The 15053-nt window shown below is 66.1% G+C and carries 12 protein-coding genes; 7 read left to right on the top strand and 5 right to left on the bottom strand.

The features are described from left to right. Positions 1 to 9: 9 nt before the first annotated feature. The 7 genes from ABIB95_RS27590 to ABIB95_RS27560 all read left to right on the top strand — a co-directional run bounded on the left by ABIB95_RS27590 (position 10) and on the right by ABIB95_RS27560 (position 6472). The gene (locus ABIB95_RS27590) at positions 10 to 681 is read left to right on the top strand and encodes a phosphoribosylanthranilate isomerase (protein WP_354243896.1); all 672 of its coding nucleotides are present in this window, start codon (positions 10 to 12) and stop codon (positions 679 to 681) included. Then, positions 678 to 1895 carry a tryptophan synthase subunit beta gene (gene trpB, locus ABIB95_RS27585; RefSeq protein ID WP_354243893.1) on the top strand — a complete coding sequence of 406 codons (1218 nt, stop codon included), beginning with the start codon at positions 678 to 680 and terminating at the stop codon, positions 1893 to 1895. The genes ABIB95_RS27590 and trpB overlap by 4 nt, the downstream gene beginning before the upstream one ends. Further along, positions 1892 to 2728 carry a tryptophan synthase subunit alpha gene (trpA, locus tag ABIB95_RS27580; RefSeq protein WP_354243890.1) on the top strand — a complete coding sequence of 279 codons (837 nt, stop codon included), beginning with the start codon at positions 1892 to 1894 and terminating at the stop codon, positions 2726 to 2728. The genes trpB and trpA overlap by 4 nt, the downstream gene beginning before the upstream one ends. A 112-nt stretch (positions 2729 to 2840) precedes the next feature. Then, positions 2841 to 3782 carry an acetyl-CoA carboxylase, carboxyltransferase subunit beta gene (accD, locus tag ABIB95_RS27575; protein ID WP_063980168.1) on the top strand — a complete coding sequence of 314 codons (942 nt, stop codon included), beginning with the start codon at positions 2841 to 2843 and terminating at the stop codon, positions 3780 to 3782. Next, positions 3779 to 5122 (top strand): bifunctional folylpolyglutamate synthase/dihydrofolate synthase, encoded by a 1344-nt coding sequence (locus ABIB95_RS27570; RefSeq protein WP_354243887.1) that lies wholly within the window; start codon positions 3779 to 3781, stop codon positions 5120 to 5122. The genes accD and ABIB95_RS27570 overlap by 4 nt, the downstream gene beginning before the upstream one ends. 102 nt (positions 5123 to 5224) lie before the next feature. Next, positions 5225 to 5965 (top strand): metallophosphoesterase family protein, encoded by a 741-nt coding sequence (locus tag ABIB95_RS27565; RefSeq protein WP_354243884.1) that lies wholly within the window; start codon positions 5225 to 5227, stop codon positions 5963 to 5965. A gap of 78 nt (positions 5966 to 6043) precedes the next feature. Further along, positions 6044 to 6472 carry an SRPBCC family protein gene (locus ABIB95_RS27560; RefSeq protein WP_354243882.1) on the top strand — a complete coding sequence of 143 codons (429 nt, stop codon included), beginning with the start codon at positions 6044 to 6046 and terminating at the stop codon, positions 6470 to 6472. Between the two features lie 74 nt (positions 6473 to 6546). Here ABIB95_RS27560 and trxA read toward each other — a convergent pair whose 3' ends face one another. The 5 genes from trxA to ABIB95_RS27535 all read right to left on the bottom strand — a co-directional run bounded on the left by trxA (position 6547) and on the right by ABIB95_RS27535 (position 15023). Beyond that, positions 6547 to 6867: a thioredoxin gene (trxA, locus tag ABIB95_RS27555; protein WP_007598398.1), complete on the bottom strand. Its 321-nt coding sequence runs from the start codon at positions 6865 to 6867 to the stop codon at positions 6547 to 6549. A 67-nt stretch (positions 6868 to 6934) separates the two neighbouring features. Then, entirely contained in the window at positions 6935 to 10444 is a 3510-nt protein-coding gene (gene addA / locus ABIB95_RS27550; RefSeq protein WP_354243880.1) for a double-strand break repair helicase AddA, read from the bottom strand. Continuing rightward, on the bottom strand, positions 10438 to 13584 hold the full coding sequence (gene addB, locus ABIB95_RS27545; RefSeq protein ID WP_354243877.1) for a double-strand break repair protein AddB: 3147 nt from the start codon (positions 13582 to 13584) through the stop codon (positions 10438 to 10440). The genes addA and addB overlap by 7 nt, the downstream gene beginning before the upstream one ends. Before the next feature lie 243 nt (positions 13585 to 13827). Further along, positions 13828 to 14550, bottom strand: coding sequence for a nucleotidyltransferase family protein (locus ABIB95_RS27540; protein WP_071908906.1), 723 nt, complete (start codon positions 14548 to 14550; stop codon positions 13828 to 13830). A gap of 155 nt (positions 14551 to 14705) precedes the next feature. Then, positions 14706 to 15023 carry a PilZ domain-containing protein gene (locus ABIB95_RS27535; RefSeq protein WP_014490931.1) on the bottom strand — a complete coding sequence of 106 codons (318 nt, stop codon included), beginning with the start codon at positions 15021 to 15023 and terminating at the stop codon, positions 14706 to 14708. Between the last annotated feature and the right edge of the window lie 30 nt (positions 15024 to 15053).

The following is a 15053-nucleotide window of genomic DNA, read 5'->3' as shown; positions in this document are numbered from 1 at the left end:
TTCGAGACCATGTCCCTGCTCGTCAAGATCTGCGGCCTGTCCACGCGCGAGACGCTCGAAACAGCGCTCGATGCCGGCGCCGACATGGTGGGGTTCGTGTTCTTTCCGCCGTCGCCGCGGCACGTCTCTCTGGAGCTTGGCCGCGACCTCGGCCGCCAGGTGAAGCGGCGCGCGCTCAAGGTCGCGCTCACGGTCGATGCCGATGACGCCACGCTCGACAACATCATGGACGCGCTGTCGCCGGATATCCTTCAGCTCCACGGCAAGGAGAGCGTCGCACGGCTGCGCGACATCAAGCAGCGGTTCGGCCGCCCGGTAATGAAAGCGGTGCCGGTCGCAACCGCCGCCGATCTCGCCGTGCTGCCTGGCTACGCAGAGGTTGCCGATCGCATCCTGTTCGACGCGCGGGCGCCAAAAGACGCGACACGTCCCGGCGGCCTCGGCGCGGCCTTCGATTGGCATCTGCTCGAAAACCTGGAACTCAAGCTGCCGTATATGGTCTCGGGTGGACTTGATGCCCACAACGTCGCCGAGGCCTTTCGGGTCACGCGCGCCGGCGGCGTCGACGTCTCCTCCGGTGTCGAGAGCGCCTCCGGCGTCAAGGATCCCGAGATGATCAAGGCCTTCATTCGCGCCGCGCGCGCCACCCAAGATGCAAGTCAAGAGTTGAGCGTTCGATGAACATCGCCAAACCAAATTCCTACCGCAGCGGTCCCGACGAGCGCGGGCACTTCGGCATTTTCGGCGGCCGCTTCGTCGCCGAAACCCTGATGCCGCTGATCCTGGACCTGGAGAAGGCCTACACGGCGGCCAAGGCCGATCCGGAGTTCCAGGCCGAGATGAACGGCTATCTCAAGAACTATGTCGGCCGGCCCTCGCCGCTCTATTTCGCTGAGCGCCTCACCGAGCATCTCGGCGGCGCCAAGATTTACCTCAAGCGCGAAGAGCTCAACCACACCGGTTCGCACAAGGTGAACAATGTGCTCGGCCAGATCATGCTGGCGCGGCGCATGGGCAAGAAGCGCATCATCGCCGAGACCGGCGCCGGCCAGCACGGTGTCGCCACCGCGACGCTGTGCGCGCGCTTCGGCCTCGAATGCGTGGTCTATATGGGCGCCGTCGACGTCGAGCGGCAGCAGCCCAACGTCATCCGCATGGAGATGCTGGGCGCAACGGTGGTCCCGGTGCAGTCGGGCACGCGCACGCTGAAGGACGCCATGAACGAGGCGCTGCGCGACTGGGTCACCAACGTGCACAACACGTTCTATTGTATCGGCACGGTGGCGGGCCCGCATCCCTATCCGACGCTGGTGCGCGACTTCCAGTCGATCATCGGCAACGAGACCAAGACGCAGATGCAGGAGGTCGAGGGACGCCTGCCGGATTCGCTGGTCGCCTGCATCGGCGGCGGCTCGAACGCGATGGGCCTGTTTCATCCGTTCCTCGACGATCCCTCCGTCGAAATCTTTGGCGTCGAAGCCGCCGGCCATGGGCTCACGCAACTGCATGCGGCCTCGATCGCAGGCGGCCGTCCCGGCGTGCTGCACGGCAACCGCACTTATCTCTTGATGGATGCGGACGGCCAGATCCAGGACGCGCATTCGATCTCCGCCGGCCTCGACTATCCCGGCATCGGCCCCGAGCATTCCTGGCTGCACGAGATCGGCCGCGTCAACTATCTCTCCGCGACCGATGACGAGGCGCTCGCAGCATTCCAGTTGCTGTCGCGGCTGGAAGGCATCATCCCCGCGCTCGAGCCCGCGCATGCCATCGCCAAGGTGATGGAGCTCGCGCCGAAGCGGCCGAGAGATCACCTGATGGTCGTCAATCTCTCCGGCCGCGGCGACAAGGACGTCCCGCAGGTCGGCGACATCCTGAGGGGCAAGAGCAAGTGACCACGCGTATCGACACCCGTTTCGCCGAGCTGAAGAAAGCGGGCCGCTCGGCCTTCGTCACCTATGTGATGGCCGGCGATCCCGATCTCGCGACGTCGCTCGATATCGTCAAGGCACTGCCCAAGGCAGGCGCCGACGTCATCGAACTCGGCATTCCCTTCACCGATCCGATGGCGGATGGTCCCTCGATTCAGGCTGCAGGTCTGCGCGCGCTCAAGAACGGCATGACGTTGAAGAAGACGCTGGAACTGGTGCGCGACTTCCGCAAGGAAGACAACGTCACGCCGCTGGTGCTGATGGGCTATTACAATCCGATCTACATTTACGGCGTCGACAAGTTTTTGGCCGATGCCAAGACGGCCGGCGTTGACGGCCTGATCATCGTCGATTTGCCGCCGGAGGAAGACGACGAGCTCTGCATTCCCGCGCTGAAGGCGGGCCTGAACTTCATTCGCCTCGCGACCCCGACCACCGACGACAAGCGCCTGCCCGCGGTGCTCGCGAACACATCAGGCTTTGTCTATTACGTCTCTATCGCCGGCATCACCGGTGCAGCGGCGGCGGACGCCAACGCCGTTGGTGAAGCTGTCGCGCGCATCAAGCGGCATACCAAGCTGCCGATCTGCGTTGGTTTTGGCATCCGCACGCCGGAGGCGGCGCGCGCCATTGCCGAGAAGGCCGATGGTTCGGTGGTCGGCACGGCACTGGTCGATGCACTCAAGAACAGCCTCGATGCCGAGGGTCGCGCGACCGCCAAAACCGTTAACGCCGTGGCCGAGCTGACGGCGGCCCTGGCCCAGGGTGTCAAGGGCGCGAAAGCTGCGGCCGAATAGGCCATAATTCCGCTTTGGGGGCGGGCGAACACGGCGGCTTGCCGGGCAGAGGCCCGGCCGCCATATATCCTTCAGGCGGCCCCTCCGCGGGGCTCGCACATCGGAGCAAACCATGAACTGGCTTACCAATGTGGTCCGGCCGAAGATCCGCAACATGCTGCGGCGGGAGACGCCGGAGAATCTGTGGATCAAGTGCCCGGATTCCGGACAGCTCGTGTTCTACAAGGACGTCGAGGCCAACCAGTTCGTCATCCCCGGCTCGAACTACCACATGCGCATGGGCGCGGTGGCGCGTCTGAAGTCGATCTTCGACAACGAGACCTGGTACGACGTCGCGCTGCCCGACGTCACGCCCGATCCACTCAAGTTCCGTGACGAGAAAAAGTACGTCGACCGCATCAAGGATGCCCGCGCGCGAACTAACCTCAATGACGCGATCAAGGTCGGCTACGGCAAGCTCGAAGGTGCCGCCGTCGTCGTCGCCGTGCAGGATTTCGATTTCATGGGCGGCTCGCTCGGCATGGCCGCGGGCGAAGCCATCGTGCGCGGGCTGGAGCTCGCGGTCGAGAAGAAATCGCCGTTCATCGTGTTCGCCGCATCCGGCGGCGCGCGCATGCAGGAAGGCATTTTGTCGCTGATGCAGATGCCGCGCACCACGGTTGCCGTGCAGATGCTGCGTGAAGCAAAACAGCCTTACATCGTCGTGCTGACCAACCCGACCACCGGCGGCGTCACCGCGTCCTACGCGATGCTGGGTGACGTGCAGATCGCCGAGCCCGGCGCGCTGATCGGTTTCGCCGGCGCGCGCGTGATCGAGCAGACCATCCGCGAGAAATTGCCGGAAGGCTTCCAGCGTGCCGAATATCTGAAGGATCACGGCATGGTCGACATGGTCGTGCATCGTCACGAACTGCGCCCGACCCTGGCGCGGCTGTGCCGCCTGCTGACCAGGGCGCCGGCGCAGGAGGGCGCATCGAAATCGGTGCAGCCGGTCGTCAGTCCGGCGCAGATCGTCTCGGCCGCCGAGACGGCGCCGGCCGCGCCGCACGCGTGAACGCGTCCTCTGACAGCGCAAAGCCGCCGCTCGGTGAATTGATCGGGCGGCTGTCGGCCCTGCACCAGAAGCGCATCGATCTCGGGCTGGAGCGGATGCACCGCCTGCTCGAGCGGCTCGACCACCCCGAACGCAAGCTGCCGCCGGTGATCCACATCGCCGGCACCAACGGCAAGGGGTCGACGCTCGCTTATCTGCGCGCGACGCTGGAGGCCGCCGGCCTGCGTGTCCACGCCTACACCTCGCCCTATCTCGTCCGCATCAACGAATGCTTCCGGCTCGGCCGCGTCGGCGGTGGCGTGCTGGTCGGCGACGATGAGTTGCGCGCGGCGCTGGAAGAGGTCGAGCGGCTCAATGCCGGCGAAGCTGCAACCGTGTTCGAGCTGAAGACCGCGGCTGCCTTCCATCTGTTCGCGCAGAACCCTGCCGATGTCGTGCTGCTCGAGGTCGGCCTCGGCGGTCGGCTCGATTCGACCAATGTGGTCGACACACCGGCAGCCTGCGTGATTACGCCCATCAGCATGGACCACATGGATTTCCTCGGCAATACGCTGACCTCCATCGCCGGCGAGAAGGCGGCGATCATCAAGCGTGGCGTGCCTGTGATCTGTGCCGAGCAGTCGCCGGAAGCGATGGCCGTGATCGAGGCGCAAGCCAAACGTATGCGCGCGCCGCTGTTTGCCGCGGGCGAGAGCTGGCACGTCAATGTCGAGCACGGGCGCCTGGTCTATTCCGACGAGCGCGGCCTGATGGATCTGGCGGCGCCACGCCTGTTCGGCCGCCACCAGTTCGATAATGCCGGCCTTGCGATCGCGACGCTGCGCGCGATTCCGGCTTTCAAGGTCAACCAGGCGGCGTTCGAGGCCGGTATTGTCGGCGCCGAATGGCCGGCGCGGATGCAGCGCATCACCTCGGGCGAGCTGCTCGCGCTCGGACCGCAGGGCTCGGAGATCTGGCTCGACGGCGGCCACAATGCCGAAGGCGGGCGCGTTGCAGCGGCCGCGCTCGGCGATCTCGAAGAGCGGGTCTCGCGGCCGCTGGTCGTGATCGCGGGCATGATGGCCAACAAGGACGCGCAAGGTTTTCTCGCCAATTTCGCCGGCCTGACCCGTCACATCATCGCGGTGCCGATCCCCGACACCGAAAATGCAATGCCGGTCGACCGCCTCGCGGATGCCGCGCGCAGCCTCGGCATGCGCGTCGAGACCGCGCCCGGCATCGAAGCCGCGCTGCGCGGCTTGGCGAAGCTCGCCTACGAGGTGCCACCGCGCATCCTGATCACCGGCTCGCTTTATCTTGCCGGCCATGTGCTGGGCATCAACGGCACGCCTCCTGCATAAGGTTGCGTAGCCCGGATGGAGCGAAGCGCAATCCGGGAATCGCGCCACAAGCAATGACGGCCCCGGATTACGCTTCGCTCCATCCGGGCTACAGGAATCTCAATGCGTCTTGCCGCGATTGCCGACGTCCACGGAAACCATCTCGCGCTGGAGGCGGTGCTTGCCGACATCCGCGCGCAGGGCATCGCCGACATCGTCAATCTCGGCGACATGCTGAGCGGCCCGCTCGATGCGCGCCGGACCATCGAGATCCTGATGCAGCTCGACGCCGTGCACGTGCTCGGCAATCACGACCGCTACCTGCTCGATCGCCCGCCGGAACAGATGGGATCGTGGGACCGTCCAGCCTACGAAGCGCTCAATGCCGCGCAACTCGACTGGCTGCGCGCGCAGCCGATGACGCGGGTGTTTCGCGAGCAGGTTTTCCTCTGTCATGCGACGCCCGATGACGATGAGGTCTATTGGCTCGATACCGTGCATCCCGACGGCACGGTGGCGCTCTCGCCGCTCGACCGGATCGAGCCGCTCGCGCAAGGCGTCACGCAATCGCTGATCCTCTGCGCGCACACGCATCTTGCCCGCGCGGTGCGGTTGCGCGACGGTCGGCTGATCGTCAATCCCGGCAGCGTCGGCAGCCCCGGCTATCGCGACGTGCATCCATTCCCGCATGTCGTCGAAGCCGCCACGCCGCACGCGCGCTACGCGATCCTCGAGCTTGTCGGGAGTGCATGGCAGGTGACGTTCCGGCACATCGCATATGACCACGAGGCGATGGCTGCACTCGCGCGCCGCAATGGCCAGCCGGAGCTGGCCAATGCCTTGGCGACGGGGTGGATCGGATAGAGGCGCTTCGTCCCGGTTGCCTCGACTCCTGAATAAGCGCGCCTATTATCAGCGTACATATTGAAGAGGCAGCGTGCGATGAACGACGACAATGTCTGGCGGGGCGAATACGCGGTCGAGACATCGGCTGCCCCGGAGACGATCTGGAGTATCTTCCGCGATGTGCCCGGTTGGAAAACCTGGAACGCAGGTATCGAGCAGATCGACATTGACGGGCCATTTGCGGCCGGGACCTGGTTCACGATGAAGCCTCCCGGCGAGGAGGCGCTACGCTCGCAGCTGATCGAGGCCCGCGAGAACGCGTGCTTCATCGACGAAACGCGAGTCGGCGATCTCGTCATCAAGGTCGCCCATCGCATCGAATCCCTTGGGGCAGGACGCACGCGTATCGTTTACGCCGTCGACGCGCGAGGGCCGCAAGCGTCTGAGATCGGTCCGGCTGTCGCCTCGGACTTTCCCGATGTTCTCGCCAGTCTCGCCAAACTCGCCGAAACGAGATCGGCATGATTGCCGTCGAGCAAAAATAAAACGGCCGGCATGTTGCCGGCCGTTGAAGAATTCTCAGTGACACGTGCCGCGGATCAAACCGCGGACGTGATCCACTGCTGAAGCTTCGCCTTCGGCGCGGCGCCGACCTGGCGGGAGGCCATCTCGCCGCCCTTGAAGATCATCAGCGTCGGGATCGACATCACGCCGTATTTCGACGCGGTCTTCGGGCTCTCGTCGACGTTGAGCTTCACGATCTTGACCTTGTCGCCCATCGCGCCGGCGATCTCGTCAAGCGCAGGTGCGATCATGCGGCAGGGGCCGCACCATTCGGCCCAGAAATCGACGACCACGGGGCCGTTCGCCTTGAGCACTTCGGCTTCGAAATCGGTGTCGGAAACCTTGCCAACGGCCATGGGAGTACCTCACTCGGTTGAAAGAATCGGCGCGCATGGGAATCGCGCCCGGGATCATGCCGTCAACCTATGAACGGCCCCTTGCCGGGTCAAGGACACTCACGCCGACATGAAGGGATGCCAGCGCCGCGTCCAGCGCGGGGGCTGAAATCTCCATATATTCAAGGGCCTCGGTCCAGAGCAGGACGGCCCTGATCGGCTTTTGGGGATAAAGCCGCGCCAGCACCGCCCGGTACAGCGCAAGCTGCCGGACATAGGCGGCGGGCGCCTCCGCGGCGCTTTTGGGCGCCCCCTGGTTGGTCTTGAAATCGACAATCAGAACCTCGTCCGGACGAACGACCAGCCGGTCGATCTGCCCCGACACCAGCGCTGGCGGCCGCCCCGGCCGGTCCAATCGACCGACGATCGAGACCTCGGCACGGCTGCCGGCGGCAAACACCGGGGCAAAGCGTGGTTCGGCGATCAGGGCGAGAACCTTGTCGGCCAGCGCGGTCCGGTCGGCCTCCGTCCAGTCGGGCGCGTTGCGCGCCATGAAGCCAAGCGCGGCGTCGCGCCGGCGCTCGGGGGCGATGTCGGGGAGGGATTGCAGCAGCCGGTGCACCAGCGTGCCGCGCTGCAGCGCCACCGCGCGCGACTGCACCGATTCGCCTGACCGTACGCTACGGCCGTCCTCGGCCGACTGGCCGGAGGGGCGCACTGGATCGTCATCGACGCTCTCGTGCGGTAACGGCGTCCGCAGCCAGTCCGGCAATGCGATCGATTGGTCCACCGACATCGCAGGCGTGCCAAGCGCCGCGACATCCTCCGGACGGGCGAATCGGGTCACCTTGCCGAGCGGCGTCTCGATCGTCTGCTTGTCCAGGCCCGAGCCGGTGAGCCCGGTGTCGATGAGGTCGTACCAGCTCAGCTTGCGCACCGTCTTCATGTTGCCGGGCATGCAGCCGCCGACGATCAGCCGATCGGCCGCGCGCGTCATCGCGACATAGAGCAGGCGGCGATACTCGTCCTCGGTCTCCTCGATCATGGCCTTGCGCGCGTCGGCGACGGGCTTGGGATCATCGGCCTTGCGCCCGGCCCAGACCACGACTTCGCCGCCATTGCCGCGCGGCACGTGGATCAGCCGGACCCGCTGCGAATCTGCGGGCGATGATGTCGTGTCGACCATGAACACGACGGAGGCTTCGAGGCCCTTGGCGCCGTGCACCGTCATGACCCGCACCTCGTCGCGCGAGATCTCCATGTCGCGCTTCACCTCGGTGTCGGCCGAGCGCAGCCAGGCCATGAAACCCTGCAGCGAGGCCGGTGCCTTGCGCTCGTAATTCAGCGCCAGCTCCAGGAACTCGTCGAGCGCGTCGTTGGCCTCATGGCCGAGCCGGCGCAGGATCCGCGCGCGTCCGCCGTCGCCGCCGAGCAGCCAAGCGTAGAACGCGAACGGAGTCTCGTCGCGCGAGCGCGCCTCGCAGGCTTCAAGCCGCCGCAGTGCCGTGGCGAACGTCTCGCTTGTGGCGGCATGTTCGGCAAGCGCGCGGCGCAGCGAGCCCTTGCGGCCCCAGGCGAGCTGAAACAGGTCGTCGTCATCGAGCCCGAACAGCGGGCTCTTCAGTGCAACCGCGAGCGCGAGATCGTCTTGCGGAAGAAGCAGCGCGTCCGCAAGATTCATCAGATCGATGATCGCGATGTGCTCGGTCAGCTTCAGCCGGTCGGCGCCGGCGACCGGAACATTGGCGTGCTTCAGCGCCTGGATCACGGCGTCGAACGCATTGCCGCGCCGGCGCACCAGGATCAGCATGTCGCCGTAACGTAAGGGGCGGCGCTCGCCTTCGTGTCCCGTCAGCGTGCCGCTCTCGACCAGTTGCTTGATCTCGGTCTGGATGCGGCGGGCGAGCTTCACCTCGGGGCTGGTGGCGGCGACGCCATCGAACGGTGCGCGCCAGCCCTCGATCTCCTGCCGGTCATCGGGCTCGGCGAGATCCCACAGCTCGATCACACTCGGGCCCGCATCGGCGAGCGCATTGTGCAGGGGATGGCCGATGTCGACGGAATGGATGCTTTTGTAGATCTGGGGCTCGCGGAAGACGTGGTCGACCGAGTGCAGGATCGCCGCGCCCGAACGGAACGAATAGGTGAAGGCGACCGGATCGAATTTCAGCCCGGCGGCAGTGAACTTGCTGCGCAACTCGCGCCGGCGCGCATCGAATTCTCGGGGCTGCGCGCCCTGAAACGAGAAGATCGACTGCTTTTCGTCGCCGACGGCAAAGACGGTACGGTTCAACCCTTCACGCGCGCCTTCGCCGGCGGTGAACTCCGAAATGATATGCGCGACGATGTCCCATTGCCGCGGGCTCGTATCCTGGGCCTCGTCGATCAACACATGATCGACGCCGCGATCGAGCTTGTAATGCACCCAGCCTGAAGAGACGCGGTTCAGCATCGCCAGCGTCTTGTCGATGAGGTCGTCGTAGTCGAGCAGCCCGCGCTCCTGCTTCTCTCGGCGGTAGTTTGCGGCGGCCGCGGTCGCGATGTGCAGCAGGGCCGCGGTGCGGTCGCGCATGGTCACCGCGCGGCGCTTCTCGATCAATCCGCTGAGGCGCTGCACCTCGTTCTCGAACAGCTGGGCGACAGATGGGTTGTGGTCGCCAAACTTCTTGGTCAGCACCGCCTTGCGCGGCAGTTTTTCGTCGGTGAGGAAGACGCCGAGATAGGCATCGACCTGTGCCGCGCCGGAAAACACCTTGGCCTCGCGGAAACGAGCGGCCTGGCTCTTGTCGGAAGAGGTGCCGTCTTCCAGCGCGAAGGCGATGTCGTCCCAGCGCAATCGCGGCAGGAACGGGCCGTCGAGAATCTCCGTTTCGACATCCTCGATCCGATCGCTCGCGTCCACGCCCAGCACTGACGCCATTTGCTCAGCAGCTGCCCCGGCGTTGCCGGCCTCGTCGGTCCAGGCCATGAAATGATCGCGGCTGAGACAGGCTTCGCGCACGACTTCCTTGAAGGTGACGTCGGCCGCACTCGCCATCGCGGTGAGCAGCGCGCGGCCGGTGACGGTCTCCGGATCGCGCGCGGCTTCGAGCAGCACCTTCAGATTGGCGCGCTCCATCATGTCGGTCTGGTCGCGCTCGTCGATCACGGCGAAGCGCGCCGGCACGTTGGCCTCGAACGGAAACTGCTGGAGCAGCCGGGTGCACAGTGCGTGGATGGTCTGCACCTTCAATCCGCCCGGCGTCTCCAGCGCGCAGGCGAACAGCTTTCGTGCTTCGCGGCGCAGTTTTCGATCGGGATGTGGGATGCCGACCGCCTTAATCGCCGCGTCGAGTGCGTTGTCGTCCAGCGTGACCCAATGGCCAAGCGTCGTGAACACGCGCTCGGCCATGTTGGCGGCGGCGGCCTTGGTGAAGGTGATGCAGAGGATCTTTTCCGGCGGCACACCCGACAGCAGCAGGCGGATCACCCGCTGCACCAGCACATGGGTCTTGCCCGAGCCGGCATTGGCCGACACGAACGCCGACGCAGTCGGATCGGACGCGCGCGCCTGCCGCGCACGCACTTCATCCGGGATGGGGCGGGGCAGCTTCACCATTCCTCGATGCCCAGGCCGCCGGCCGCGGACCATTCCTTGATCCGGGCGAGGTCGTCATAAGTGCCGTAGCGGTTGGTCCACATCGGCAGGTTCAGCGAGGTGTACGCCTGATTCTCGTCCTCGAAGGCGCGGATCAGCGCCTCGAGCTTGGCCCGTGCTTCGGCGGCGGCCGTGTCCGGCGGCTGCGGCTCGTCGCCTTGCCTATACTTGAGCTCGAGGATGCGCTCCTCGCCCGGCGGATTGTTGCCGCTCAGGCGCACATAGACGAGCTGGCTGACGGACGAACCCGCGTCGATGTCAGGGAAGCCGCCCTCGCGCAGGATCGCCGCTTCGAGGGTGAGCTGCGGCGACAGGCCCATGCGAACCTGCTTGCCGGTCGGCGGCTGCCCGGTCTTGTAGTCGAGAATGGCATAGCTGCCGCCCTGGCGCCGCTCGATGCGGTCGGCGCGGGCGGAGAGCTGGAAGCTGCGGTCGTGGTCGAGCTGGATCGAGATCTCGCCACGCGTTTCTGCCGTGATGACCTCGATCACGTCGCGACGCGCCGTCTCCCATTCGCCAAACCAGCGCGCGATGCGCTGGAAACGCGGCCACCACAGCGCGCGCGCTTCGGGGCGCTCCATCAGCGGCTCAAAATACTTCTTACCGATCGCGTGCAGCACGCGGGCGGGATCGTCGGGCAGGCGCGTGGCGTAGCTTTCCGTGAACTCGCCGAGCGCATCGTGAATCGCCGAGCCGCGGTCGGCGGCCGACAGCGGCATGTCGACGGGATCGAGGGCATCAAGCCGCAAAATGTGCTTTGCGTAGATCGTGTAGGGATCACGCAGCCAGTCCTCGATCGCGGTGACCGACATCTTCAGCGGCCGCGTCGCGCGCGGCGGCCGCGGTTCGGGCTGCTTGACCGGCCTGACCTCGGCGGGCTGATCGAGCGCGCCCGCGAACTGCACGTATTTCTCGCCGGCGCGAATCGCCGTCTTCCAGAGTTCGTCGCCTGCGACCGCCTCCAGCCGATGCAGGAAGCGCGAGGCAACCGCCGGTGCGCCGCCGGCCTTGGCGGAATGGGTGAGGATCACCTCGTCGCCGCCGAGCAGTTGCGCGAAGTCGTGTGCGGAGAGGCCGATGCGGCGTTCCGGCAGATCGAGGCCAAGCTCGTGCCGCATCGGCCGGCTGAGCCAGGGATCGATGCGCGGCGCCGGTGGCCAGACGCCCTCGATCAGGCCGCCGATGATGATCCGGTCGGCCTGCATCAGGCGCGATTCCAGCGGGCCGTAGATCTGCAGCCGCGCGCCGGGTTTGTCCCGCCGCCGCACGGCGCGATCGCCGAATGCGGTCTGGAAAACGTCGGCGTAGTCAGGCAGCGTCACCATCAATCCGCTGGTGGTCCCGCCGCGCAGGAGGTCGTCAAAGGCGGCTGCGAGCGCCAGGCCCTCGCGCTCCTCGAAGGCGAGTGGGATGCCCTGCTCGTCGCGCGACAGCTCGATCATGATCTCGCGGTGCCGGTGCGCGAGCTCGGCGAAGTCGTACGGTTTCGATGACGCGAGATTCTCGATCGGCGCCAACGCTTGTCGCAGGGCATCGATCAGCGCCTGGATGCGATCGAGGTCCTCCGCCTTCAGACGCGCACGCGGCTCCGCACGGTGCAGCGCGGAGACCTCGCTGCGCCACAGCTTTGCCAGCTCCTCGCGGAAACGATTGAATTCGCGCAGCAGGCCCGCGGTGCCCGCAGGCGGCCGCGTGCCGCGCAGGACTGCAAGCTCGAGGCCCTCGATTGCCGCCTTCCACGCGCGAGGCACCCGGCCAAGCCGGCACAGCGGATGTTTCAGCATCGCCAGCAGCGTCGGCGGCTCCAATCCCTTGGTCGCCGCTTCCGATGCCAGACGCGCAAAAACGCCGGCGGACGTTTCCATCAGCACGTCGCCGCCGGAATCGTCGAACGCGAGATCCCACCGCGTCAGTGCGGCCATCACCCGCCGCGCCAGCGCGCGGTCGGGCGTCACCAGCGCCGCCGATTTGTCGAGATGGCGCGCCTCGCGCATCGCAATGGCGATCGCGAGCGCTTCCATTTCAGGGTTGGGGGCTTCGACGACCGCGAGATTCGTCATGCCGCCCGCGATCTTCGCGGCGACATCCGGCTGCTTCAGCCGGTCGTGCCAAACTTCGGTCTTGGCCGATGGCCGCATCGATTCCGATGCGAGCAGATCGCGGCCGCCTTCCGCCGGCGGCTGGAGAATGTCGACGTCGCTGCGCTTGATGCCAAAGCGCTCCAGCAGTGCATGCATCGCATATTGCGGATGGTTCGACGCCGGATGCTCGGCGAACTTGCCGAGCGAATCGCGCACGCCGCCGATGCTGCGCCAGGCGTCGTCGTCGAGGTCGGTGTCGAGGCCGGGCAGCACCACGGCACCATGCGGCAGCGATGCGACCGCATGCAGGAATTTTGCGGTGGCCGGCATCGAGCCGGTCGAGCCCGCCGCGATCACGGGGCCATGGGGATGCGCGGTCAACCGCCTGGCTTCCGCCGCGATCAGGAGGTCGCGCCGCGCCGCGGGCTCGATCCGGTTGATCTCGGCGAGATGGCCGGGCCACGCGATGCGCGCGATCCGCAAAAATTCGAGCGAGTGCTGCCAGTAGCGGTCGAGCATGTCGGGCACGAGGCCGTCGAGCGCGCTCCAGTCGACGCCGCGCGTCACCATGTCGTCGATCAGGCGTGCGAGGTCGCCGGCCAGCGCGAGTGTCGAGGCGGGGCCGCCGACCACCAGCGGGGACAGCACCGGGCCCTTGGCCCAGGCGGCGACGAGCTGCGCCAGCGTCAGCCGCCGTTCGAGCTCGCCAAGCCGTGGCGGAATGTCGAGCGGCGCTCCGCCGGAGAACTGCTCGCCCTCGTCGGCGAAAGCGAGCTCGTCCTCGTCGATGTCGCCGAGCGCGACGATGCGCGGCAGGACCACCGCATCGGCGGCCATCTCGTCGAGAAAGATCTCGCGCACGACGCGCATGGCGCGCCTTGTCGGCAGGTACAGCGTGGCATCCGCAAGCCGCGCCGGTTCCTTGCGCGCCTCGAATCCGTCGACCAGCCGGCCGTCGAGCAGGCTCGAGACGACCGTGCGCAGGAACGGAACTGAGATGGGAACGCTGAAAACGCGCATGGGCTGCCTGATTCGGGAATCAGGCGCCAATATAGGGAGGCGGATTCAAATGGATATGGGTGGAGGGGAGATAGTCCCCGCTGTTCGCTTTACACCGCTCTCGTGCCCCGGACGCAACGCGGCATGAAATGACGCGTTGTTGAGCCGGGGCCTATGCTGCTTGGTCGAATTTGTGAGCTTGCTGGGTCCCGGCTCTGCGGAGCGGCACTTCGCGCCGCACCGCGTCGGGGACACGAGAGCGGCTTACGCCACGCTCTCCAGAAACGCCTCTTCCGCCGCATGCACGGCATCGGGCGTGCCGACATGCATCCAGACGCCGTCGAGGCGGAGGCCGAACAGCCGCTCCTGTTCGTTGGCGCGGTCGAACATCTTGGTCAGCGAGAACTCGCCCTGCGGTGCGTTGGCGAAGATCGAGGGCGACAGGATCGCCGCGCCGGCATAGACGAACGGAACGACCTCTTTTTCCTTGCGCTTGCGCAGGGCGCCGTCGGGCAGCATGCCGTAATCGCCGCGGCCGCTATAGCCGATGCTGGTCGCGGTCGGCGCCATCAAGAGCAGGATGTCCATGCGCTCAGGGTCGAAGTTTTCCGCAAGCCGCGCCAGGTTCGAGCGCACGCCGTCGATCCACAGCGTGTCGGAATTGACATGGAAGAACGGCGCGTCGCCGAGCAGCGGCAGCGCCTTGACCACGCCACCGCCGGTGCCGAGCACCTGGTCGCGCTCGTCCGAGATGGTCACGCGCGGATGCTGGCGGGATGCGGTGTGGTTGATGATCTGGTCCGGCAGATAGTGCACATTGACGATCGCCTCGGTCACGCCGGCGTCGCCGAGCTTGTCGAGCACATGGTCCAGCAGCGGCTGGCCGGCCACCGGCACGAGCGGCTTCGGCATCTTCTCCGTCAACGGACGCATGCGCAGCCCGAACCCCGCAGCGAGCACCATGGCTTTGGTCGGTTTGACGGACATCGTTCGCTTTCTCAGACTCGTCTTTCCCGGAATCCTGGACTTGAGAACTTTTGAAGTTCGCGTACGCAGCAATCCTAACACGGACCGCAATTGGCCGCACCGCGTCTTAACCGCCTTAACCACCTGCCGTGACGGTTGTACGACGGGTGTGGCCGTCACGCCCCAACGGATGTGGAACGCGCCTTCTTCTTCTTGTCGCCGAGCTTGAGAAAATTGACGCCGATCTGGTCGCCATTGACCCACGCCAGCTCACAGCGCCGGTACGCAAGTCCGGTAGACGACAGCAGGAGAAAAAATTCCTTCAGATGCAAGCCCTCGACCGAGCCGTCGATGGTCAGCTTGGCACCGCTCTCGGAGACGTCCTCCATGGTGCACTCGCGCCGCCAGGTGCCGTCGATCCCCATCATCTGGGCCGGTATCCCGCGCTCGAAAACAACCCGGCTGTTGCCACGATGGTCCGTCTTGACCGCCATCTGCCCTTGCTCCAGCCCCGTCCTTGTCCG

The sequence above is a fragment of the Bradyrhizobium sp. LA2.1 genome, from assembly GCF_040547725.1.
GTDB lineage: Bacteria > Pseudomonadota > Alphaproteobacteria > Rhizobiales > Xanthobacteraceae > Bradyrhizobium > Bradyrhizobium barranii.
Note: the sequence above shows the minus strand (reverse complement) of the source record. Positions and strands in the feature narration are given on the sequence as shown.